This window comes from Rhodopseudomonas palustris BisB18, assembly GCF_000013745.1.
In the GTDB taxonomy this organism is placed as follows: domain Bacteria; phylum Pseudomonadota; class Alphaproteobacteria; order Rhizobiales; family Xanthobacteraceae; genus Rhodopseudomonas_A; species Rhodopseudomonas_A palustris_F.
Genome location: NC_007925.1, coordinates 2331848 through 2352862, shown reverse-complemented (window position 1 = coordinate 2352862; position 21015 = coordinate 2331848). Strand labels below are relative to the sequence as shown.

The window sequence follows — 21015 nt, the reverse complement described above, 5'->3', positions numbered from 1 at the left end:
GCAATTAGTCTCTTGCCATGAACCTGATCCGCCGCACCCTTGAGATCGATGCCGCCACCGACGCTCGTCTGAGCGAGATGGCCGCCGAGCGTGGGCAGGATGTGGCAGCGGTGCTGGCAGAGGCCGTGGCCTCGCTGGATTCGGTTGTCGACCTGGCGGGCCCTGATATCGGCGAAGACCGCCGTCGCCTTGATGCGTTCAATCGGACGGGGCTCGCTGTGCCGCTCGGTGACGTCAAGGCATGGGTCGCAAGTTGGGGATCGGCGGACGAACTCCCCCCCCTCGGCCGCGCAAGATCGGATGATCCTGCTTTCGCCCGACGCCGTCGCGGACGTCGAGCGACTGCGTAGCTTTCTTAAGCGCAACGATTCCGAAGCCTGTAGGATGGGTTGAGCCCTTGCGAAACCCATCGCTACGAATCGGCTGTGTCTGATAGGCTTCGCTGCGCTCAACCCATCCTACGTTCAACGCAGCCTACGCGCTGCGGCACAGTCGCCCCGGCTTCCTTGCAAGCCGACGCCGATCACTTGCCCGCGCCGGCCCGACGCGATTACCACCACAGCATCTTGTCTGCCGCGGCGGGATTCACTACCCTTGCGTGCAAGGGGGCTTCCGATGCGTGTGGCGTATCGCGTCGTCGCAGCGATGAGTTTGAGCCTGCTCGCCGGTTGCGTCACGGCGCAGCAGCAGAAGGTCATTCTGTCGCAACGCCAGTCGGCGTTCGCCACGCCGCTCGACGGCAAGTGGCGCAAGGCCCATGAGACGCGCCCGATCGCCATCCTGCTCGGCCGCGCCGAGACCACGGTCATCCTCGCCCCGCGCCGCGCCGCGGTGGAGGCGAGTTGTTATCGCGGCAAGCCGCGCATTCGGCTGGCCTACGACGTCGGGCTGCGCAGCGGGCCGATTTCGGTGGCGTATCATTTCAACGACGCCGCCGAGCAGACCGGGACCGTGCTGGTCCGCGGCCTGCGCCGCAACATCGTGGTGATCGATTATCAGCCGACCGCGACCGCCTTCCTCGCCGAATTGCGCGCCTCGACCACGCTGCAGGTGCGGGTGTCGCGCTCGGTGTTCGAGATGCACGACGCCGGCTTCCGCTGGGAGCCCGACGACCCCGTCCTCAAAGACGTGCTGGCGGCCTGCCATGGCACGATGCCGGACGACAAGCGGCAAAACCAGCCCGACGACAACGACGAACCGCTCGACGACGCGATCAGGGAGGTGTTGTCGGAGATGTAGGGGAATCGGCGTGGGGGGATGGCCGCTGAAGGACGCCCACAAGGCAGCAACCGCAGCGTGGGCAAAGGCGCCCTTGCGCCGTGCCCACGTTCAACGTCACGCCCAGGCTCGGTGGGCACGCTTCGCTTTGCCCACCCTACGCGCTGACATTGCCTGGCCGAACCACCAGCCCGCCTCGACAAGCCGCCCGGGCTTGCTATTCCGCCGGAATGAACACCAAGGGCGGCAAGCGTAGCCCGGATGAGCGCAGCGACATCCGGGGTGTTGCGCGAGGTGACGCTGCCCCGCATGTCGCTGCGCTCATGCGGGCTACTGTTGCGCGGCCCTCGGTATCGCTCACGTCATCTCGCATCGTCGGCGCCGGCGGCCACGGCCGGCGCCTTAACCGAATACTAACCATGAACTTATCGACAATGAACTAAAGTTTAACCATCCCATTGTCCCCGCGGAATTCATCAGGAGCGGACGATGAGCGAAGCGGTTTTGATCTTGCCCAACATGCGCGGCGGCGTCGCGACGGTCGGCAACACGGTGCACACGCTGTTTCGGTTGAACAGCCGGCAGCGCATCGTGGCGGAGACGGCGACGGCCCCCGCAGCGGCCGGCGAGACCGCTCAAGCCAACAGCCGCGGCGAGCCCGCGTAGCAGGCGAGCCCGGGTAGCAAGGATAGCCCGGATCAGCGAAGCGACATCCGCAGCGGCGATTGACATCCTGTCGGCGCGCTGATCTTGATTGATCGGCGACGCAACCCCTCTCGCTAAGGATCGCCGATGCACCGCCGCTGTTTCGCAACTGCACTCGTCCTGCTGGCCTGCGCTATCGCCGCTCCGGTCGCCGCGCAGGACGCGCAGCTCGGCTACCCCGCGGTGCCGCTGCTCTCGACCGGCACCACCATTCTCGGCCAGAAGATCCGCTATCCCGCGGGCGATCCCCATGTCGATGCGGCGATCGTCACGCTGGCACCAGGGCAACGCGCCATGCTGCACAAGCATGACGTGCCGCTGTTCGCCTATATCCTCGAGGGCGAATTGACCGTCGACTACGGCAGCTATGGCCAGCGGGTGTATCGCAAGGGCGACTCCCTCGTCGAGGCGATGGACGTGCCGCATTTCAGCGTCAACACCGGCACCACGCCGATGCGCCTGCTCGGCGTCTATATCGGCGCGGTCGGCGTCAAGGACATGACGCCGGTCACCGAGCCCGGCGCGAAATGACGGCGGCTGGCGCGTCGCGGATCGGATGAGGCGACGCAGCTACGCCGACAGCGAAATCAGCGCATCGCCTTGGGCGGGCGCCAATCGGCACTGATTGCGGCCGCAGCGCTTGGCTTGCAGCAGCGCGTGATCGGCGCGGGCGAGCAGGCTCGCCGCGTCCTCGGCGGCTTCGTAACCGGCGACCCCGACGCTGATCGTCACCGGCCTGGTGATAAGCTCGAATTCGCAGCGCGAGATCGCCTCGCGCAACTGGTCGGCAACGCGCAGCGCGGCGGCCTGGTCGGTGTTCAGCAGCAGCACCACGAATTCCTCGCCGCCCATCCGCCCGACCAGGTCGGTCTGCCGCAGCAGGCTCTTCATGGTGGCGGCGAGCTGCACCAGCACGCGATCGCCGGCGGCATGTCCGAAATTGTCGTTGATGCTCTTGAAGTGATCGATATCGACATACAGCACCGACAGTTCGCCGCCGGCTTTGGCGGCGCGCGCCACTTCGCCGTCCAGCCGCTCGATCAGCAGCCGGCGATTGGCGATTCCGGTCAGCGGATCGGCGTGGGCGAGCCGCTGGAATTCGCGGGTGCGCTCCTCGACCTGCTGTTCGACCCGGCTGTTGGCCTCGCTCAACAGCCCCTCGGACAGCTTGACGTCGGTGACGTCGATGCCCGACGCGATCAGGCCGATCGACCGTTCGCCGTCCATCCGCGGCGTGATCTTCTCCAAGATCCAGCGCCAGCTTCCGGATGCGGTCCTGACCCGGAATTCGGCCTCGGCCTGCAGCGGCGACACCATCAGCCCGGCGATCAGCGCCAGATAGCGATCCTTGTCGTCGGGATGCAGATAGCTGGTCCAATCGATCGGCGCATCCGCGCTCGGCGTCGCGCCGACGAGGTCGAACCACGCTTTGTTGGCGAAGTCGCGCACGCCGTCGATGCCGCAGATCCAGATCAGCGTCGGCGCTTCGTCGGAGATCACCCGAAACCGCCGCTCGGTCTCCATCAAGGCGGAGATCAGAACCTGTTCGACGGTGATCCGCTTGTCGGCGTCGAGCGCGGGCTGCCGCAACAGCGCCTTGGTCATCCGATGATCGAGCTTGAGAATATGGGTCACCAGCCAGGTGACCAGAAACTGCAGAAATTCGCTGACCGCTTCCACATTCGACAGGTCGCGGCGCGCCGCGAGATCTTCGACCTTCTTGATGAACGAGCGATGCGCGCAGGCGTGGCGGGTCTTTTCCTGGATCGCCAGCGCCGAGCAGCGCATCAGTTGCTCCTCGTCGCAGAAATGCGTCGCGGCGTAGTCACGCAGCTTGAGGACGAGCGCGGAGATTTCCGGAAGTTTCTCGCCGTTCTGCACGGCGCGGGCGAGATCGTTGGTGAGTTCGAACAGCGTGCGATGCTGGCGATCGATCCGGGCATTGCCGGTTTCGAACAGCGCATTCCATTGAAACGGGACCATTTTGTTGTTTTCATCCCTGCGATTCGCCGCAGCGGGTTAGCAGACTTCGCTTTACGGTAAGTTAAGACCCCCGTAAAAACCCCAGCGATGCCGCGCCGGCTCATCCATGATGGCTGCGATGGGCTGACAACAGCTCAGCCCATGCGACCTCTGCGCTAAGCCGCGATGAAGTTCACCTCGCCGCGCTGCTGCTAGACCTCCTCCTTCACGAACAACTCTTCGAACAATTGCCGGGCGCGCTGCAGGCCCTGTTCGGTGAACACCACCGATTTCACCTTGCCGACCGGATCGTCGATCATGCCGGCCTCGTGCAGCCGGCCCAGCACGCCCCAATCGAAGCCCTTCCAGGCGCGGCAGCCGTCGTGCAGCGTGAGATACAAAAGCGCCAGCGCGGCGCGGTCGATCTTGTCGGTGTCGAGGGTCATCCCATCCTCCTTGGCCCACCCGGCGATGATATCCGGACCGCCGCGCGGTGCAATCCGGCGCGGCGCCCGTCGATGTCCGTAGGATGGGTCGAGCCCTTGCGAAACCTATCGCCGCCACGGCGACGCCTCCGATGGGGTTCGCTGCGCTCAACCCATCCTACGTCGATCCTCAGCTACCTGCACAATTGTCCGCGCTGCAGATAGACGTTGAACAGGTACACCGCCTTGGGGTTCAGGGTGCCTTCGTCGGGCGAGATCAGCGGCAGGTCGGGCGGCGCCAACAACGCGAACTGCCGACCCCACTCATAGGCCCATTGCATGCCGTCCTGCGCCAGCGCATCATCATCGAATCGCGGGCTGCGCCCGGTGCGCACTTCGACGACGCCGCGGCGAAAGGCGTGGCTGCCGACGATCACTTCGGAGGCCACCGGTTCGGGCTCGGCCTGCTTGGGCTGTTCGGTCGGAGCGGCTTCAGTCGGAGCGGCTTGAGTCGGAGCGGCTTGGGTCACGGCAAAACCTGGATCGGCAGAGGGGCGCGGCGGTGGTGCCAACCTAGCGCAATCGGACCTTGTGGCAATCGGCCGATCGGCGGCGTGCGTTCGACCAAAGTCTGGTGGGTTGGAAGTAGCAGAGTATAGGCAATGCGTGGGCGTTGCGGCATGTTTCGCGCAATTTAACGTTGCTCGCGAAAATGCCGTCCCGATCGAAGGTACGCCTATCAGGCGCACAGAATCCTTGGTAGGTTATCCACAACTGATCCTATGGGCGGGTGTGTGGTGCTCAGCAAAAAACTTGACGATTTCTTTTTGGCTCACCCGGTCGAAACCATTGCTGCGGCGATCGGGATCTTCATCATCGCGATCGGCGTGCTGCTCGGTTCGCAGACCGGCTGGGTGTGGTTCTCCGGCCAGATCCTGGCGATCTCCGGCGCAGCATTGGCGGCGATCGCGATCGCCTGGACGTTTGGCCACGACGCCTCGGAGACCCGCGTCAGCGGCCATCTCGGCGTGTTGGCGCGGCAGCTCGAACTCTCCACCGGACAGATCCGCAAATCGGTCAAGCTCGGGCTCGCCGACGCGCAGCACCCGGCAGTGTATTTCGGCCAGATCGAACAGAGCATCGCCAATGTCTCGGGCGTGATCCACGAACTCGGCAAGCTCACCGGCGAGGTGCCGCTCGACGGCTGCGAGACCGCCCGGGTGCGCGGCCTGCTCGAAGAATTCAGCAAGCTATTGGATGCTCAGCCGGTCAGCGCGATCGCGCAGTACCAGCCGCTGGTCTCCTCGATGAAGGACAACGTTCAGGAGCTGTTGCAGCGGCTCGATGGCCACGCCGCGCCGGAGCGCGCGCCAAGCTCGGAGCCGAAGACCGAGCCGACCCTAGGCTCGGGCGCAACGCCGGCTGCGGCGCCGACCGCCTCGCCCGCCACCGTGACGGAGAATTGCCCGAACTGTAAGAAGCCGGTGTCGTTTCCGATCGGCGTGCATCCCGGCGACAGCGCCACGCCGACCTGCGAGAGTTGCAAGCAGCGCTTCCATGCGCATCGCGCCACCAATGGCGCGGTGTTCGTGCGGGCGCGCGGCGCCTCGCACGCCACCGTCGCGGTCACCGCCGCCTGCCCGGTCTGCGCGTCGCGGATTCCGGCCAATATCGACGAAGGCCAGACCGAGAGCGAAGTGCGGTTCTGCTTCTCCTGCGGCGCCAAGGTCGGCATCGACCCGGTCAGCCACGAATGCACGCTGATCGCCAAGACCGACAAACTGCGCGGCCGCTTCGACGACGCCGGCATCTTCATCTGCGAGCATTGCGGCGAACCCACCATCCTGCTCACCGCCAACAATCAAGGTACCTTCGGCATCTGCCGCAAGGACGATGCGCTGGTGGTGCTGCCGGCCAATCAGGACGCCCGCGGCCCCGGCCGCAGCGCAGCCTAGACCACCCGCTCACAGCAAGCGGGCGTCGTCGCCGATCAGCCGGTCGCGAATCGTGTTCGGCACCGGAAAGCCGTAGCCGCGGCCGGGCTGATCCCACATCAGGCGGCCGGCTTCGTGCAGATCGCTGCTGTAGAGCAAGGTGCCGATCAGCCGCAGCGCAAATTCCAGCGCCTGCACCGCATCGGCGCCGGCGGCGCGCTTGCGCTGCACGCCCTGCGGCCAGCCGATTTCGAAGGTGCATTCCCAGCTCCGTTCGGCCTCGACCGGCGCGAAGATCCGGATTGGTATTTCAGCGTTGTCGCCGCGCAGCTTCAGCACGCGTGTCGCGATCACCATGACGCCCTCCCTGTTATGATTTGAGGTGATCATGACCGGCTGCACGGGCTGCGTGCAAGCGAATCATACAAATGGTAGTATGATATGTTGAGCCAACGCGGAACCCGGGCGGAGCGGGTGCGTTGCCCCCACCGCAGCCGCGCAGCCGGTTATTATGCGCCTGCACCGATCACAGCGAGGTCCCATGACAGAGGTCGTTTACAAGATCGTCGAACATGACGGCGGCTGGGCCTACCGGGTCGGCGACGTGTTTTCGGAGGCCTTTCCGGACCACAAATCCGCCGCCGCGGCAGCCCGCCGGGCGGCCGCCGAACAGCGCGTGCCGGGCCGCACCGAAGTGATCCAGTACGAGGACGAGCACGGCCATTGGCACGAGGAAACCGCCCGCGGCAATGACCGCCCGCGCACCGACATCATCGACAAATCATAACGATGAAGACGGCGGCGCGCCTCCGCGCCTGGTCCGCCACCGCGCGCTTGGCGATGCGCTGGATCATGGCGGTGCTGTTCGCCGCCGCCGGTGTGCTGCACCTTGCCGCGCCCGACAAGCTGTTGGCGATCACGCCGTCCTTGGTGCCGTTCGCCCCGCAGGTGATCTTCGTCACCGGCTTGTGCGAGATCGCCGGCGCCATCGCGCTGCTGACCCGCTCGCTGCGCTGGTGGGCCGGGGTGGCGTTCGCGGCCTATGCGCTGTTGGTGTGGCCGGCCAACATCAAGCACGCCGTCGCCGGCATCGACCTACCCGGGCTGCCGAGTAGCTGGTGGTATCACGGGCCACGGCTGGCGTTGCAGCCGGTCATCATCTGGTGGGCGCTGTATTGCGCCGAGGTGATCGACTGGCCGTGGCGGCGCGTCAACGGCGGCCCCGCCGGGTGATCGCCGCTCCGACCGCGCCACCGAACTGAATTGAGGCGGCCGGTCGCGACGACGGACGGTTCGGGAGCGCGACGGGCTCTTGCGGACAACTACGAGCCCATCTTGTTACCTTTCCGCTCAATTCCGGCAATCTTTACTCAGTTCCCGACCAGAAATTAATCCGAACTTCATCCCCTCCAGCGTACTTCGCGGCAGACTATCGTTCCGTCTTATTTTCGACACGGAGCAATCTCCGCCGTACCGGTCGACATGCACACGCCAGCTGTGGCGGCTTCGATTGTCCGGCGCAACAAAAGGCATGGGGCATGAAACTCAATCGCATCGCCTACAAGCTCGGATTCGCCGGTCTGGTCGGTATCGCGCTGTCGTTGACGATGTCCGGCAATCAGATGATCTCCGAAACCGCGGTCAATCTCGGCAACGACCGCGCCGATGCCCAACAGAGCATCGCCCGCCACGCACTGGAAGCCGACGTCGGGCTGCGCCGGATGCAGCTTTCGGTGCGCGATATCCGGCTGGCGAAAACTGCGGCGGAGGCCGAAAAGGGCATCGCCAACCTGCGCGAGGCCAATGCGCTCAGCGGCCGCGAGCTCGACGCCGCAATCAGCCAGACCGCGGCCTCCGAGAACAAAGGTCGGCTCGAAACCGTCAAGACGGTCGCGGCGGAGTACTACCGGCTCGCCGAAGAGATCGCCAAGACCCAGCTGAAGTCGCTGGAAGTCGTCGAGATGCGCACGGTGATCATCGGCGAATGGCGCCGCGCCATGGAATCGGCGCAGTCGCAGCTGGGAACCCTTGATGCCACCCGCCGCTCCGACATCGAGAAGGTGCTGTACGCCACCGACGCCACCTTCAACATGCTGGAAGCGGCGACCTGGCGGTTCGGCGCCACCGACGAGCCCGAGCAGAAAGAGATCATCGAAAAGCTGCCCGGCGATCTGAACGCCCAGCTGATGCGGCTGCGCCGGCTGAACAGCGACCCGGAATTCATCGGCGACGTCGACTTCATGAATTCGATCCTGACCGGCTATTACGATGCCTCGGCCGAGGGCGTCGCCGCCGAAGTGGCGCGCAAGAACCTGGTCGACGTCAAGGCCATGCCGCTCGGCAACCGCGCGCTGGACCTGATGCGCACCGCGGTCGACGCCAGCGAGACGCTGGCCGACGAAGCCAAGAGCCGCGCCAAGGCCGACCTCTCCTCCGCCAACCAGGTCAATTTCGGACTCGGCATCTTGGTGATGCTGTCGTCGGTGGTGTCGGTGGTGTTCGGCTTCGCCAGCGTGTCGCGGCCGCTGATGAAGCTCAACGGCGCGCTCGGCCAAATGGCGAGCGGCGAGCTCAACGTGGAAATTCCCGGCGCCCAACGCGGCGACGAGGTCGGCGACATCGCCAAGACCGTGGTGGTGATCCGCGAGAACGCCGCGCATCGCGCGCAGCAGGAGGCCGAAGCAATGGCCGACCAGGAGCACGCCGCAACCGAACGGCGCAAGCAGGACATGCACCGGCTCGCCGACGAATTCGAAGGCGCGGTCGGCAAGATCGTGCAGACGGTGTCCTCGGCTTCCGCCGAACTGGAAGCCAATGCCGGCACCCTCACCGCCACCGCCGAACAGACCGAACGGCTGACCACGGTGGTGGCCGCCGCCTCCGAGCAGGCTTCGACCAACGTGCAGACGGTGGCTTCGGCGACCGAAGAGATGGCCTCCTCGATCAACGAGATCAGCCGCCAAGTGCAGGACTCCGCACGGATCGCCGGCTCCGCGGTGCAGCAGGCGCAGAACACCAACCAACGGATCAATCAGCTGGCGCAGGCGGCGAGCCGGATCGGCGACGTCGTCGAACTGATCAACACCATCGCCGGGCAAACCAACCTGTTGGCGCTGAATGCGACGATCGAGGCCGCCCGCGCCGGCGAGGCCGGCCGCGGCTTCGCGGTGGTTGCCTCCGAGGTCAAGGCGTTGGCCGAGCAGACCGCCAAGGCCACCGGCGAAATCAGCCAGCAGATCACCGGCATGCAATCGGCCACCAAGGAATCGGTGGCGGCGATCCACGAGATCGGCACGACGATTTCGCAGATGTCGGAAATTTCCTCGGCGATCGCCTCCGCGGTGGAACAGCAGGGCGCGGCGACCCAGGAAATCTCCCGCAACGTGCAGCAGGCGGCGCTTGGGACCACCGAGGTGTCCTCCAACATCGCCGACGTGCAGCGCGGCGCCAGCGAAACCGGCTCCGCCTCGTCGCAGGTGCTGGTCGCCGCGCAATCACTGTCGCGCGACAGCGACGATCTGAAGCGCGAGGTCTCGCGGTTCTTGGATTCCGTCCGCGCGGCGTGAGGCCACGCTGCCCGCGAATTCGCCGTGTCCCGGACGCGGAGCAGCGCTGTTGCGCTGCGACGCGAGCCGGGACCGTTCCAAACGCTGTGTTCCGTAACGGCCCCTGCTCTGCCGCGCACTACGCCGCAAGGGCGGCGCGCTGCGCTGCGCCCGGGGCACGCTTCTCCCCATGGATGGACGTCGTCAGGCGCAAACGCCTGACGTTGTTGGAGCACTTTGAGCCAACCACTTATGCCGCGGCTATGACGCGGCCTCTGGCGTCGTCTCGATTTCCTACGCCGCGCTGCGCATCTTCGCCTCACCAACGTGATGTGGAGACCTGCGATGACGCATTCGATTTCTCAGATCTTGATCTCTCGGCACGGCCTGCACGCCGGGCTGGCGCAGATCGCCGGCTATCATGCACGCATCAAGGCGCGCGCCGAGCGCCGCGCCCGAGCCCGCGCCGGACAACTCGTGCCGGCGCCGCGCCGCGCGGCGAGCCGGCTCAATCGTCTCATCGCAAGCATTCTGGCGGCGACCGCCGGCGCCAAGCTGCACCGGCTCAGCCGCGAACTGGCGCTGCGCGGCGTGCGCTACGACCGCGCGCCGATCGCCGTTGCCGCCAGCAGGAGCCGCCGATGAGCCGAACCGGTTCCGACGCGATGTTCGAACGCATCAGCGGCCATGCCAAGGTGATAGGCGCTCTGCTGAAAGGGCTTTTTCGCAACTGGCGCGGGCCGGACCGTTATCACCCCGGCGCGCACTACATGCGCGGACCGGGGCCGAAGTCCCGCGCGAAGCTCGACGAAGGCTATTACGATTGCGATCCGCCGCACCGCCCGAGTTAGTTCGATCTTTGGTGGGGGCGCCGATCATCGGCTGCGCCGCGGCTCGGCCGATGACCGGTTTTTCGGCATCAGCCGCGCGAGCGCCTGACGGCAAGCGCGCGCTTTTCCGATAACGATCATTTGCTTGAGCATGTTCGATTGGATTGAAGCATCGAACCGAAATGCCGTGGTCATTCCGGCTTGCGCGTTCGCAAGAACGAGCGAACCCGGAATGACGGCGTGGCAATGTTGCAGCGCCCATCCGGATCCAAGCGTCGCTAGCGGGCGTCGTCCACCCCCGCCATCAGCGCTCGTGCGATGGCGGCCTTGGCGGCCTCGCCGGGCTCGACCATCGGCGGCCGCACATGCGGCGCGATCGCCCCGAGCAGGCTCAGCGCGTATTTCAACCCGGCCGCGGTGCCGTCCTCGGCGAGAGCCGCGGTCAATCGCATCCAATGATCGCGCATAGCCGGGTGCGCAGAGCACAGATTCGCGGTCGCCGAGATGGCGCCGTCGCCCCCCAACGCCAAGAAGGCCGGCGCGCTGGCGTCATCGCCCGACAGCAGCCGAAAGCCCGCCGGCAAGCGTGCGCGCAGCCGCTGCGGACGTCCGAGATCGCCGCCGGCGTCGACCAGCCCGACGACATTCGGCAGCCGCGCCAGCCGCGCCACGGTGTCGTCGGTCAGGCCGCGGGCGCAACGCGACGGATTGTCATACAGGATCACCGGCAGCGCGGTGGCGCCGGCGATCGCCTCGAAATGCGCAACGATGCCCTGTTGCATCGGCCTGTTGTAGTAAGGCACCACCGACAGCACGGCGGCCGCCCCCGCCGCCTCGGCTTGGCGGGTCAGCGCGATCGCCTGCGCGGTGGCATTGCTGCCGGCCCCCGCAATCACCCGTACGCGGCCGCGCGCGATCGCCACCGCGGTGCGGATCAGCGCGGCGTGTTCGGCGTGGCACAGCGTCGCCGCCTCCCCGGCATTGTCGCCGATCAGGATCGCCGGACAGCCGGCCGCAATCTGCCGCTCGCACAACCGGGCTACGCCTGCGAAATCGAGGCCGTCGTGGGCGTCGAACGGGGTCGGCAGATCGGCGATGCAGCCGTCGAGCCACGCCATCGAAGAGAGGCGGCTGAGGTCAGGTGTCGGCGCGTAAGCGTCCATGTCGGTGATCCTCGATCGATCGCTCAGGCGGCGCGGCGCGCCGGCATCGCGGTTTGGCGCGGCGGTGACGCCGCGAACGCCAGTTCCAACTCGCTCACCGGCCAGATCATGGCGCCGCCGCGGCGGCCGTTGCCGGCCGTCGCATAGCGCAGCGCCGCCTCGCGATCGACGAACAGGCCGCCGAACAAGCCATTGTTTTCCCGCACCACCCATTGGCCGCGGCTGTTGCGGCCGATCAGCACGATGGCGGCAAGGGGCAGCACGCGGCAGGTCCGCGAGGCAGGTTCCGTAACAAGGTCCACGTCAAGTCTCCTGTGGCGACAAGGTTGTGAGTTGCACGTGGCGTGCCAGTTCGCCGCGCCCACAACGACGAAATCAGACTCGCGCAATCTCATGGATGGAGTTCCAGTGGCGGGCTAAGCGGCCAGCGCTGCATGTACGACGTTGGCCAGACAGAACAGCGATCCGAACGCGGCGGCCTCGTCCCAGTAAGTCAGAACGTGCTCCCCGATCGTCTCGCGCAACAGCACCGCGGCGCCGACGCACAGCATCGCCGACAGCCACAGCAAGGCGACCAGGCTGCGGGCGAAGCCGATGTCGCCGAACGACGCAACCGCGCCGACGATGGCAACGTGCAGGACGAAGCGGATCACCACCTGCAGATTGCGGCGTTCAGCGGTGGTGTGATCGGACCGTGACATGGCGTATTCGTGGCAAGGCCGAGCGATCGATCAGGCGAGAGCAGCGCGGCACGGCGGCTGGTCACGATCGCCTTGCGATGCCGCGCGTGTTCGGCCGCGCGGTGATGCGGATCGTTGGGCGGCGGCGAAGCGCCGCCGGATCGCAATCGGCCGCCGGGCGGCGCGGTTCAGGTTCAGAAGGTTGATCAGCAGCGACATGGATCATCTCGCAGGTTGCGCGGACGATTTCGACCGCACCGGCAAGATGGGAGAACTGCGATATGAAAACGAGACGGCGCGCGGCGTGCGGATATAGCAATCTCATAAGTGTGCCGGCCGCCGCCGATCGGCGCGGATCGTCGCCGCCCATGCACCACTCGCTCTTTGGTCGCCGACTGCGGCGGCGTGCGTGCGGGGCTGTGGAGTTTGCTGGGGTTGAGGATGGCTGCGCTGCTCGGCCGATGCGGCGCCGATCCCTAGGTCAACGCTGCCAGTGTCCCGACCAGCGCCGGCAATTACCTAGGCAGGCAGGCAGCCCGCCCCGAGATTCGTGCCCCGGACGCAATGCTACGCCCCGCACTTGCGGCGTGGTGCGTTGCAGATCCGGGGCCGTTACGGATCGCTGCCGTCGTAACGGTCCCGGGTCTGCGGAGCCGCGCTACGCGCTGCCCCGCGCCCGGGACACACGCCTCGTTCGGGAGCTAATACCCACTCATCGTCGAGCGATCGCGTCGTGCGACGCGATCGCTGCGGGAGCTTGGATCAATCGTGCTCGAGTTCGCCGACCCGGGTCGACTGGTAGAGCTCGATGCCGATGCGGCCGACCAGATCGAGCTGAGTCTCGAGAAAGTCGATGTGGTGTTCCTCGTCCTTCATCAGCTGCTCGAACAGGTCGCGCGACACGTAGTCCTTGACGCCGTGGCAGTAGGTCGCGGCTTCCTGATACAGCGTGCGGGCGCCGATCTCGGCGGCGAGGTCGGCGTCGAGCACTTCCTTGACGTTCTGGCCGATGTGCAACGGATCCAGCACCTGCATGTTCGGGAAGCCGTCGAGGAAGATGATGCGGTCGGTCAATTTGTCGGCGTGCTCCATCTCCTCGATGGATTCCTTGCGCCACTGCTTGGCCATGGCCTTCAGACCCCAATTGTCCAGCAGCCGATAGTGCAGCCAATATTGGCTGATCGCGGTCAACTCGCTGCGCAGACCCTTGTTGAGATATTCGATGACCTTGGCATCGCCCTTCATGTGGTCGCTCTCCTATGGCCGCCAAGCCGTCGGCGGCTGTTGCACGTCGGAATCCGAGACAAATCATGTCTCGAACTCTTCTAGGAGCAGTGCATCAAAACGACAACACAGAATACGACGCGTTCGCAAGCGCCCGCATTGCGGACCGAACCGGCGGCGTCAGGCGGCTTCCACGATCAGTTCCCGTTCGGCTTCGGCGGGCGCGCGGGCGTGCTCGTGGGTATGATGGTATGGCTCGCCGTGCTGATGGGCAGCCGGATGCGGGTGCGCGGGAGCGGGTTGATGGGGGTGCGGATGCGGATGCCCGTGGTCATGCTCATGCCGATGCCCATGGGAATGGCCATGGGAGTGGTCGTGGGCGTGGGCGTGCTTTTCGGGATGGGAATGCTGATGACCGTCATGGCATTGCTCGATCGTGCACACCGCGGAACAAACGTCGGTCAGGGCCTCATGCATGATCTTCTTGATGGTCCGGGCGCAGCGACCGCACTGCCGGCTGCAGCCGAGGCAGCCATAGACTTCACCCGTCGTGAGCGGGGCTTCGGAAGCCAGAATAGCGCCGCGGATTTCGTTGTCGCTGAGGACATTGCAAGAACACACAATCATAGGTCACGTCATTCCCGAGAGTGAGTGGCTAAGCGCTATTAAGACCGATATGCAACTTGGGCTCGTGATGCAAAAGGAAAAGCCGTGTTTTCAAGCTATTCCAATCTGCCGGCGGTGTTTTGATATGGCTCAAGGTCGGCGCCCTGGCCTCAACTTGCCCAGTAAATTGGACGGCGTCGAAATCGGCCGGTCCGCGGCCCAGGCGTTCATGGAGTGTTCAACTCTGCTGTGAAATTCTCCCCCAAGCCGGACCGACACGCGGTCGGATCCAGGCAACGAACGATGCAAAGGTGAAGCCATGAATAAGAGATTGATGGCGCTCGGCGCGGTGGCCGCCCTGACTGTTTCGGCGGTGGCGCTCCCTGCCCCGGCCCAGGCCCAGCGCGGTCTCGGCGTGGGGATTGCAGCCGGCCTGCTCGGTGGCGCGATCGTCGGCAGCGCTTTGGCCGGCCCGGGGTACTATTACGGACCGGGCTATTATGCGCCGGCCTATTATGGCGGCGGCTATGGCTACTACGGCGGGCCGGCCTATCTCGGGGTGCCCGACTGTTATTGGCAGCGGCAGCGGTTCTGGGACGGCTACGGCTGGCGGCTGCGCCGGGTTCGGGTTTGCGACTAGCCCGACGCCCACCCCTCGACGGATCCGCGCGGAAAAGGCCGGTTTTTGGGAACTAATTGGAAAGCAGCCCGAAAAAGACCTTTTTTCCCCGTCAATGAACGGCAAGCGTTTACTCCAAGTTGACGGTCATGCGTTTTTCATGACGCATTGCTTTGTGAACCGGGCGTGCGAGTAGCCCCTCAACCCCGCGCCGGATGCGGCGCACCCTCAGGAGAGCCCCAGACATGAAGAAGACAATTTCCGCCCTGCTCGCGGTCGCCACGGTTGCCGGTTCGCTGGCGGCGGTTGTGCCGGCCAAGGCCGATGGCGGCCGCATCGCCGCCGGCGTTGCCGGCGGTCTGATCGGCGGCGCCCTGCTCGGTGGTGCGATCGCGTCGAGCCGTCCGGCCTATGGTTATGCCGAACCCGCGCCGGTCTATATCGAAGAGCCGGCCTGCCGCGTGGTTCGCGAACGGTTCTGGGACGACTACCGCGGCGTCTGGCGCAGCCGCCCGGTCCGCATCTGCGATTGATGCAACGCCTGAGTTAAAGCGCCGGCGCATCGCTGCGCCGCGCTGAAATGGTTAAGCCCGGCCGGGATTTCTCGGCCGGGCTTTTTGCTGCCCGATGAACTGGTGCCGAAGGTATGTGGCGCGGGTTCTCGGCATCGGCTTCCAGCGAAATGACTAATTGAGCAGTCATCGCCTTGTGAAACCCGTCATGAGCCCTGCCCGTACTGAGAGCGTCAAACTAATCGCGGCTTGGTTCAATACCGTCTCGGCGCCTTGATCACCGTCGGTGTTTTCGCTCCACTGGCTTCTTGGATCTACGGCATCGGCGAGCCGCGGCGGAACTGGATCCTATTCCAGGCATTTCCATTCGTTTGCATCTTCTGCTCGGCAGCCCTACATTTCTTCGGGCAATGGGCGCTGCTCGAGCTGGAACACTCAGATGCCGGCCAATGAAATCGCGGTGATAGCCTGGCCCATTATCGGCGTGATCTCGATGGGCCTGTTCGGTTGGTGGATGCTGGGTTGGATTGATCGCAAGCACCCTCGGCAAACGAACACTCCGGCCGGCAAGCCGGCCGAGAACCACGGCGCTACGCCGCTGCGGGGCAGACCACGCATCCGGCAGTGGCGCGCCACGCCTATCGAGACGATGCCGCGCGTCAGGCCGCGGAGCGCGGCGGACAAATAGCCCGAGCTAAGCCGTCGGTTTTCCGTCAGCGGTGAGAAGCCTCGCCAAGCAACCATCTCGCTATCGCCTCGCCAGCGAGCGCAGCACCGCGTCGCTCGGCCAGCAATCCAGCTTGAGCCCGGCGGATTTCTGGTAGGCGCCGAGCGCCGCGCGGGTCTGCATCCCGGCCTTGCCGTCGATCTTGTCGGCGTAGAGCCCAAGCTTCGTCAGCTGCCGCTGCATCGCCTCGACGTCCGTGCTGCGCAGCTGCGTGGTCGCCGACCACGGCGTCGCGAACGGCTGCGGATCGAGGATGCGGTCGGCGAGATGGCCGACGAACAGCACGTAGAGGTCGGAGAAATTGTACTGCTTGATCACGAAGTAGTTCTTGGTGGTGAGGAACGCCGGACCATAAATTCCCTCGGGCTGCAGCAGCGAGGCCGGCTCGGCGCGCTCCGCGGCGCTGAGTTTCTGGCCACGCACCGGCACGAAGCCTGAGCGGATCCACTCGCCGATCGGCTTGGTGATCTCCGGCACGCCCTGGCTGCAATCGACGTCTTTGGGGGCGCGGACCTCATAGGCCCAGCGCAAGCCCGGCTGCCAGCCTTTGTTGGCGAGCTGCTGCGCGGCCGAGGCCAGCGCGTCGGGGATCGAGCGCCAGATGTCGATGCGGCCGTCACCATCGAAATCGACGCCGTGGTTGTAGAATTCCGAAGGCAGAAACTGCGTCAGCCCGGTGGCGCCGGCCCATGACGAACGCATGTCTTTTCGCGGCACGTGGCCCTCGCCGATGATCTTCAGCGCCATGATGAATTCGGTGCGGTACTGCTCCTTGCGGCGGCCGACATAGGCCTGCGTCGCCAGCACCCGCAGCGCGTCATAGGGCAGCCGGTAGCGGCCGAAATCGGTCTCGCGGCCCCAGATCGCCAACACCACGGTGGCCGGCACGCCGAAGCGCTGCTCGATCGCTGCCAGCGTGGCGCGATGCTGCTTGAGCAGGCGCTGGCCTTCTTGGGCCAGGCGAGCGATCGAGGCTTCCTTGACGTAGTCCGCCGGCACCTGGACGAACTCGGCCTGCGACGGCGCGCCGGTGGCCGGCCGGCCCGGCAGCAGCAGGTCGGGCAGCTTGTAGTCCGGCTCGAGCCCGGCGGTTTCCGCCTCGAAAGTGGCGCGCGGCACCCCGGCGTCGCGCGCCTCCGGCCATAACGATGCTATAAAGGCGGTGAAGCCGGCGTCGGCGGCGGCACACGCCACGGCCGGCGCGAGCAGCGTGAGCAAGAGCGACAGCAGGACCGCGAGGCGGCCGTTGAAACCCAGCAAGCGGCTCATGCTTCGGTCAGGTCGAGACGGTGTTCGATACGCTCGATGCGGTCCGACATGCGGTCAACCCGGTCGGACAGCTCGGCTACCTTGACATGGACCTGGGCCAATTCGACGTGAATCAAGGCGACTTCCCGCTCCACCGCACCGATGCGCTGCTTCACCTCGCGCATATCCTCGCGCAGCCCATCGACCCCGCCGCGGATGTGGCGCAAATGTTCGAGCACGAGGTTGTCGACGTCGGCCATCCTTGTTTGCTCTTGGCTCCGCGTGTCCGCCGGAAGACTACCACGCGCCCGGCCGCCGGCAACCCGGCTCCAGCCGCCTATCGCTGATGCGGCGCCCGGCTCATGCTTCGGTCAGATCGAGGCGGTGCTCGATCCGCTCGATGCGCAGGTCCATGCGGTCCAGCCGGTTCGACAGGCTGGCATATTGGCTTTCCAGGTTGCCGATGCGCTGCTTCACCTCGCGCATGTCGTCGCGCAGTCCGTAGACCGCGCCGCGGATGTGGCGCAAATGCTCGAGCACCAGGTTATCGGCGTCGCCCATGGCCTGCTCTGTGTTCAACTGCTCGACTGACAGCCTACCACGCGCGCGACGTCCCGCAACCCGCCGCGCGCTGATGCTCAAGCCTCAATGCGCGGCGTGCTTGGCGGCTTCGGTGGCGTCGTTGGACAATTTGTCGACATAGGCGATGCCGATCGCCGACAGGATGAACACGGTGTGGATGATGGTCTGCCACATCACCCCGGTCTCGGTGTAGTTGCCGGTGCGCGCCGAGCCCAGCGCGCCGGCTTCGATGAAGGTGCGCAGCAGATGGATCGAGGAGATGCCGATGATCGCCATCGCCAACTTGATCTTCAAGACGCTGGCGTTGACGTGGCTGAGCCATTCCGGCTCGTCCGGATGGCCCGCCAGGTTGAGCCGCGACACGAAGGTCTCGTAGCCGCCGACGATCACCATCACCAAGAGGTTGGAGATCATCACCACGTCGATCAGCCCGAGCACCGCCAGCATGATCTGCTGTTCGCTGAAATCGAAGGCGTGCGCGAACAGATGCCACAATTCCTTCAAGAACAGCACGACATAGACGCCCTGCGCCACGATCAGCCCGACATAGAGCGGCAGCTGCAGCCAGCGCGAGCCGAAGATCAGCATCGGGATCGGTCGCAGCCGCATCCCTTTCGGCGGCAACGGCGTTTCGGGCGTCATGGACATCGTTGGGGTCTCACTGCAGTCGGAGAATCGCGGACAGCCCGCGCGCCGCGGTTATATCCGAGGCCACGCGTGCGATTAGCGCGGCAACTGGCCGCAGCCGGATGGCCCGCCGCGCTACTTGATCGCGACGACGAACAGCCGCGGAAACCGCAGCAGCACCTTGCCGTCGGCCTGCGGCGGATAAGCGGCGGCGATCCGCGCGGTGTAGGCCGCGAGATAGGCCTTGCGTTCCGGCAGTTCCAAAGGATCGATGAACGGCCGCAGCCCGGTGCCCTTGACCCATTCGACGATCGCCATCGCATCGTCGAGCACGTGATTATACACGGTGTGCCAGATCTCCAGCCGGCTGCACAACGGCCGCAGCGCGTCGTAATAGGCCCCCGGCTTCGGCAAGTTGTCGCGCAGCTGCGCCGCCTCGGCGAGCTGATGCCGCCACGGCTCCTGGAACGCCACCTCGCGCATCATGATGTGCGACGGCTCGTCGAGATTGTCCGGCATCTGCACCGCCAGCACGCCGCCCGGCTCCAGCGCGCCCACCAGCCGCTGCATGTGCTTGAGATGGTTCGGCACCCATTGGAACACGGCGTTGGCGAACACCACGTCGGTGCCGACCGGCGGCGCCCAATGCGCGATATTGGCCTCGATGAAATTGTGGCCGGGCAGCCGCTCGCGGGCCTGCCGCAGCATGTCGGCGGAGGTGTCCACCCCGGTGACCCTGGCCTGCGGCCAGCGCCTCACCAGCAGCTCGGTGGAATTGCCCGGACCGCAGCCGATGTCCGCCACCCTGCGCGGATCGTCGAGCGGGATTTGCGCCAGCAGGTCGCGCGCCGGGCGGGTGCGCTCGTCCTCGAACTTCAGATACTGCTCGGCGTCCCAGTCGGCCATCCGTCGAATCCCCGTACACCCCGCCCCACCGCGCCCTGCCATTATGCCAGCACGCCCAGACGGGCAAGATACGAAATTGCGCGGAGAAAGTTTGACCGGTTGGGCCCGACGACCTCAAATCGCGGCGACGGGATTCAGCATCGCCGCAATCAGCAGCGGGCGCGCGGCCGGCGGGTGCTGCGGCTTGACCTTTCTGTATATGATGACAATATACAGCAATGGTCGATCTGAACCAAATGACCGGGTTCGATTGGGACCCGGGCAACAGCCGGAAAAGCACCGACAAGCATGGCATCAGCCAGGCGGAGGCGGAGCAGGTGTTTTTCAACGACCCGCTCATTGTGGCCGACGATGTCAAACACTCCACTGCCGAGCCGCGATTCAACGCTCTCGGCAAAACGAGCGAGGGACGACTGCTGCATGTGACTTTTACCTTGCGGCAAAGCAGCACACTGATCCGGGTGATCTCGGCTCGCGCTATGAACCGGAAGGAGCGGACGCTCTATGAAAAAGCTTAAGCCAATTCCCACCTTCAAAACCGAAGCCGAGGAACGGGAATTTTGGGAATCCGAAGATTCCACCGATTATGTCGACTGGAGCACGGCGCAACGCGTCCGCTTCCCCAACCTCAAACCGTCGACCACGGCGATCTCGCTGCGGCTGCCGGTCGGCCTGCTGGAGCAGATCAAGATCGCCGCCAACAAACGCGACGTGCCGTACCAGTCGCTGATCAAGATCTGGCTGGCGGAGAAGGTGGGGTAGGCTCGGCCGGGAAGCGCATGATTGACGCTGCAACACCCTGCTAGTCGCCTTTTTGATAAGTATTACGGAGCCTATCATGTCGACCACCGTAACAATCAAGGGCCAGATCACGCTGCCCAAGAAGGTCCGCGACGCCGCCGGCATCAAGCCGGGCGACAAGGTCGAGATTCGCAACACAGCGTCGGGGGGGATCTTCATAGGAAAATCCGGCTCCGAGGCGGATTATCTCAAGAAATTGCAGGCGATCGCGAAACGTTATCCGATCCACGGTAGCACAACGGACGAGATCATGCTCGAACTGCGAGGTGACCCGGCGGACGACTACAAGACGTGACGCTGATCGATACCAATATTCTGATCGACATTTTGTCGAGCGATCAGAACTGGCAGCCTTGGTCGGCCGCGGCGCTGCGACAGCAATCGCAGCACGGCGTTCTTCTGATCAACGAGATCGTCTACGCTGAGCTTTCCGGCCGCTATGCCAGCCAGCAGATGCTGGATGCCGTGATCGACGAGCTCGGACTTCGCTTCGAATGGCTCCCCAAGTCAGCCCTCTATATCGCCGGTCAGACCTTCAGCGCCTATCGGCGTTCCGGCGGCGTCCGAACCGCCATCCTCGCCGATTTCTTCATCGGAGCTCACGCTGTCGTGGCGAGAATTCCAATCCTGACACGAGACACCGGGCGATACCGCAGCTACTTCCCCGACGTCGAACTGATCGCGCCGCGCTGACGCGTGAC

Annotated in this window: 33 protein-coding genes; 17 read left to right on the top strand and 16 right to left on the bottom strand. The window is 65.3% G+C overall.

Annotated elements, in window-relative coordinates; genetic code table 11:
- Positions 1 to 17 precede the first annotated feature (17 nt).
- The 4 genes from RPC_RS25475 to RPC_RS10790 all read left to right on the top strand — a co-directional run bounded on the left by RPC_RS25475 (position 18) and on the right by RPC_RS10790 (position 2454).
- Positions 18 to 350, top strand: coding sequence for a hypothetical protein (locus RPC_RS25475; RefSeq protein WP_011472613.1), 333 nt, complete (start codon positions 18 to 20; stop codon positions 348 to 350).
- A gap of 265 nt (positions 351 to 615) precedes the next feature.
- A complete protein-coding gene (locus RPC_RS10795; protein WP_011472612.1) occupies positions 616 to 1239 on the top strand; it encodes a hypothetical protein in 624 nt (207 codons plus the stop codon).
- Positions 1240 to 1707: 468 nt separating this feature from the next.
- Positions 1708 to 1884, top strand: a complete 177-nt coding sequence (locus tag RPC_RS26140) for a hypothetical protein (protein WP_157043185.1) — start codon at positions 1708 to 1710, stop codon at positions 1882 to 1884.
- Positions 1885 to 2010: 126 nt separating this feature from the next.
- Positions 2011 to 2454 (top strand): cupin domain-containing protein, encoded by a 444-nt coding sequence (locus RPC_RS10790; protein ID WP_011472610.1) that lies wholly within the window; start codon positions 2011 to 2013, stop codon positions 2452 to 2454.
- A 39-nt stretch (positions 2455 to 2493) separates the two neighbouring features.
- On the opposite strand, the gene RPC_RS10785 is transcribed toward RPC_RS10790, so the two are convergent.
- The 3 genes from RPC_RS10785 to RPC_RS10775 all read right to left on the bottom strand — a co-directional run bounded on the left by RPC_RS10785 (position 2494) and on the right by RPC_RS10775 (position 4840).
- Positions 2494 to 3906, bottom strand: coding sequence for a GGDEF domain-containing protein (locus tag RPC_RS10785; RefSeq protein ID WP_011472609.1), 1413 nt, complete (start codon positions 3904 to 3906; stop codon positions 2494 to 2496).
- 191 nt (positions 3907 to 4097) lie between these two features.
- Entirely contained in the window at positions 4098 to 4331 is a 234-nt protein-coding gene (locus RPC_RS10780) for a DUF6429 family protein (RefSeq protein WP_011472608.1), read from the bottom strand.
- A gap of 173 nt (positions 4332 to 4504) precedes the next feature.
- Positions 4505 to 4840 carry a hypothetical protein gene (locus tag RPC_RS10775; RefSeq protein WP_011472607.1) on the bottom strand — a complete coding sequence of 112 codons (336 nt, stop codon included), beginning with the start codon at positions 4838 to 4840 and terminating at the stop codon, positions 4505 to 4507.
- A gap of 267 nt (positions 4841 to 5107) precedes the next feature.
- Between RPC_RS10775 and RPC_RS10770 the strand changes: the two genes are divergently transcribed.
- A complete protein-coding gene (locus tag RPC_RS10770) occupies positions 5108 to 6265 on the top strand; it encodes a hypothetical protein (protein ID WP_041802712.1) in 1158 nt (385 codons plus the stop codon).
- 9 nt (positions 6266 to 6274) lie between these two features.
- Here the strand turns inward: RPC_RS10770 and RPC_RS10765 are convergent, their stop codons facing one another.
- Positions 6275 to 6601: a DUF6968 family protein gene (locus RPC_RS10765; RefSeq protein ID WP_011472605.1), complete on the bottom strand. Its 327-nt coding sequence runs from the start codon at positions 6599 to 6601 to the stop codon at positions 6275 to 6277.
- 184 nt (positions 6602 to 6785) lie between these two features.
- On the opposite strand from RPC_RS10765, the gene RPC_RS10760 reads away from it, so the two are divergent.
- From RPC_RS10760 to RPC_RS10740, 5 genes are all read left to right on the top strand, one after another.
- A complete protein-coding gene (locus RPC_RS10760; protein WP_041801654.1) occupies positions 6786 to 7031 on the top strand; it encodes a hypothetical protein in 246 nt (81 codons plus the stop codon).
- Positions 7032 to 7033: 2 nt separating this feature from the next.
- Entirely contained in the window at positions 7034 to 7477 is a 444-nt protein-coding gene (locus tag RPC_RS10755; RefSeq protein ID WP_011472603.1) for a DoxX family protein, read from the top strand.
- A 305-nt stretch (positions 7478 to 7782) separates the two neighbouring features.
- Entirely contained in the window at positions 7783 to 9810 is a 2028-nt protein-coding gene (locus RPC_RS10750; RefSeq protein ID WP_011472602.1) for a methyl-accepting chemotaxis protein, read from the top strand.
- A 324-nt stretch (positions 9811 to 10134) separates the two neighbouring features.
- On the top strand, positions 10135 to 10434 hold the full coding sequence (locus tag RPC_RS10745) for a hypothetical protein (RefSeq protein WP_011472601.1): 300 nt from the start codon (positions 10135 to 10137) through the stop codon (positions 10432 to 10434).
- Complete coding sequence (locus RPC_RS10740) at positions 10431 to 10640, top strand: hypothetical protein (RefSeq protein WP_041801652.1); 210 nt, start codon at positions 10431 to 10433, stop codon at positions 10638 to 10640. The genes RPC_RS10745 and RPC_RS10740 overlap by 4 nt, the downstream gene beginning before the upstream one ends.
- A gap of 24 nt (positions 10641 to 10664) precedes the next feature.
- Here RPC_RS10740 and RPC_RS26135 read toward each other — a convergent pair whose 3' ends face one another.
- The 7 genes from RPC_RS26135 to RPC_RS25470 form a co-directional block, all read right to left on the bottom strand.
- Positions 10665 to 10814, bottom strand: coding sequence for a hypothetical protein (locus RPC_RS26135; RefSeq protein WP_157043184.1), 150 nt, complete (start codon positions 10812 to 10814; stop codon positions 10665 to 10667).
- Positions 10815 to 10897: 83 nt separating this feature from the next.
- Entirely contained in the window at positions 10898 to 11782 is an 885-nt protein-coding gene (dapA, locus tag RPC_RS10735) for a 4-hydroxy-tetrahydrodipicolinate synthase (RefSeq protein WP_011472600.1), read from the bottom strand.
- 23 nt (positions 11783 to 11805) lie between these two features.
- Complete coding sequence (locus RPC_RS26130; RefSeq protein ID WP_011472599.1) at positions 11806 to 12084, bottom strand: hypothetical protein; 279 nt, start codon at positions 12082 to 12084, stop codon at positions 11806 to 11808.
- 114 nt (positions 12085 to 12198) lie between these two features.
- The gene (locus RPC_RS10725; RefSeq protein ID WP_011472598.1) at positions 12199 to 12483 is read right to left on the bottom strand and encodes a hypothetical protein; all 285 of its coding nucleotides are present in this window, start codon (positions 12481 to 12483) and stop codon (positions 12199 to 12201) included.
- 61 nt (positions 12484 to 12544) lie between these two features.
- Positions 12545 to 12832, bottom strand: a complete 288-nt coding sequence (locus RPC_RS26125) for a hypothetical protein (RefSeq protein ID WP_157043183.1) — start codon at positions 12830 to 12832, stop codon at positions 12545 to 12547.
- A gap of 392 nt (positions 12833 to 13224) precedes the next feature.
- Entirely contained in the window at positions 13225 to 13707 is a 483-nt protein-coding gene (gene bfr / locus RPC_RS10720; protein WP_011472597.1) for a bacterioferritin, read from the bottom strand.
- Between the two features lie 159 nt (positions 13708 to 13866).
- On the bottom strand, positions 13867 to 14313 hold the full coding sequence (locus RPC_RS25470) for a (2Fe-2S)-binding protein (RefSeq protein WP_011472596.1): 447 nt from the start codon (positions 14311 to 14313) through the stop codon (positions 13867 to 13869).
- Between the two features lie 298 nt (positions 14314 to 14611).
- Here RPC_RS25470 and RPC_RS10710 point away from each other — a divergent pair, with 298 nt between their 5' ends.
- The 3 genes from RPC_RS10710 (at position 14612) to RPC_RS10695 (ending at position 16111) form a co-directional block, all read left to right on the top strand.
- Complete coding sequence (locus RPC_RS10710) at positions 14612 to 14932, top strand: hypothetical protein (RefSeq protein ID WP_011472595.1); 321 nt, start codon at positions 14612 to 14614, stop codon at positions 14930 to 14932.
- A 224-nt stretch (positions 14933 to 15156) separates the two neighbouring features.
- Positions 15157 to 15444, top strand: coding sequence for a hypothetical protein (locus RPC_RS10705; RefSeq protein WP_011472594.1), 288 nt, complete (start codon positions 15157 to 15159; stop codon positions 15442 to 15444).
- A gap of 418 nt (positions 15445 to 15862) precedes the next feature.
- Complete coding sequence (locus tag RPC_RS10695) at positions 15863 to 16111, top strand: hypothetical protein (RefSeq protein ID WP_041801644.1); 249 nt, start codon at positions 15863 to 15865, stop codon at positions 16109 to 16111.
- Positions 16112 to 16171: 60 nt separating this feature from the next.
- Here RPC_RS10695 and RPC_RS10690 read toward each other — a convergent pair whose 3' ends face one another.
- From RPC_RS10690 to tam, 5 genes are all read right to left on the bottom strand, one after another.
- Positions 16172 to 17419: a lytic murein transglycosylase gene (locus RPC_RS10690; RefSeq protein ID WP_011472593.1), complete on the bottom strand. Its 1248-nt coding sequence runs from the start codon at positions 17417 to 17419 to the stop codon at positions 16172 to 16174.
- Entirely contained in the window at positions 17416 to 17658 is a 243-nt protein-coding gene (locus RPC_RS10685; protein ID WP_011472592.1) for a hypothetical protein, read from the bottom strand. The genes RPC_RS10690 and RPC_RS10685 overlap by 4 nt, the downstream gene beginning before the upstream one ends.
- Positions 17659 to 17758: 100 nt before the next feature.
- Positions 17759 to 17959, bottom strand: coding sequence for a hypothetical protein (locus RPC_RS10680; RefSeq protein ID WP_011472591.1), 201 nt, complete (start codon positions 17957 to 17959; stop codon positions 17759 to 17761).
- Between the two features lie 84 nt (positions 17960 to 18043).
- The gene (locus RPC_RS10675) at positions 18044 to 18628 is read right to left on the bottom strand and encodes a TIGR00645 family protein (RefSeq protein WP_011472590.1); all 585 of its coding nucleotides are present in this window, start codon (positions 18626 to 18628) and stop codon (positions 18044 to 18046) included.
- A gap of 114 nt (positions 18629 to 18742) precedes the next feature.
- Positions 18743 to 19513, bottom strand: a complete 771-nt coding sequence (gene tam, locus RPC_RS10670; RefSeq protein ID WP_011472589.1) for a trans-aconitate 2-methyltransferase — start codon at positions 19511 to 19513, stop codon at positions 18743 to 18745.
- A 218-nt stretch (positions 19514 to 19731) separates the two neighbouring features.
- Between tam and RPC_RS10665 the strand changes: the two genes are divergently transcribed.
- From RPC_RS10665 to RPC_RS10650, 4 genes are all read left to right on the top strand, one after another.
- Complete coding sequence (locus RPC_RS10665) at positions 19732 to 20031, top strand: BrnT family toxin (RefSeq protein ID WP_011472588.1); 300 nt, start codon at positions 19732 to 19734, stop codon at positions 20029 to 20031.
- Entirely contained in the window at positions 20018 to 20275 is a 258-nt protein-coding gene (brnA, locus tag RPC_RS10660; RefSeq protein ID WP_011472587.1) for a type II toxin-antitoxin system BrnA family antitoxin, read from the top strand. Before RPC_RS10665 ends, brnA begins: the two co-directional genes overlap by 14 nt.
- Positions 20276 to 20351: 76 nt before the next feature.
- Complete coding sequence (locus RPC_RS10655) at positions 20352 to 20609, top strand: AbrB/MazE/SpoVT family DNA-binding domain-containing protein (RefSeq protein WP_011472586.1); 258 nt, start codon at positions 20352 to 20354, stop codon at positions 20607 to 20609.
- A complete protein-coding gene (locus tag RPC_RS10650) occupies positions 20606 to 21007 on the top strand; it encodes a type II toxin-antitoxin system VapC family toxin (protein WP_011472585.1) in 402 nt (133 codons plus the stop codon). The genes RPC_RS10655 and RPC_RS10650 overlap by 4 nt, the downstream gene beginning before the upstream one ends.
- Positions 21008 to 21015 lie beyond the last annotated feature (8 nt).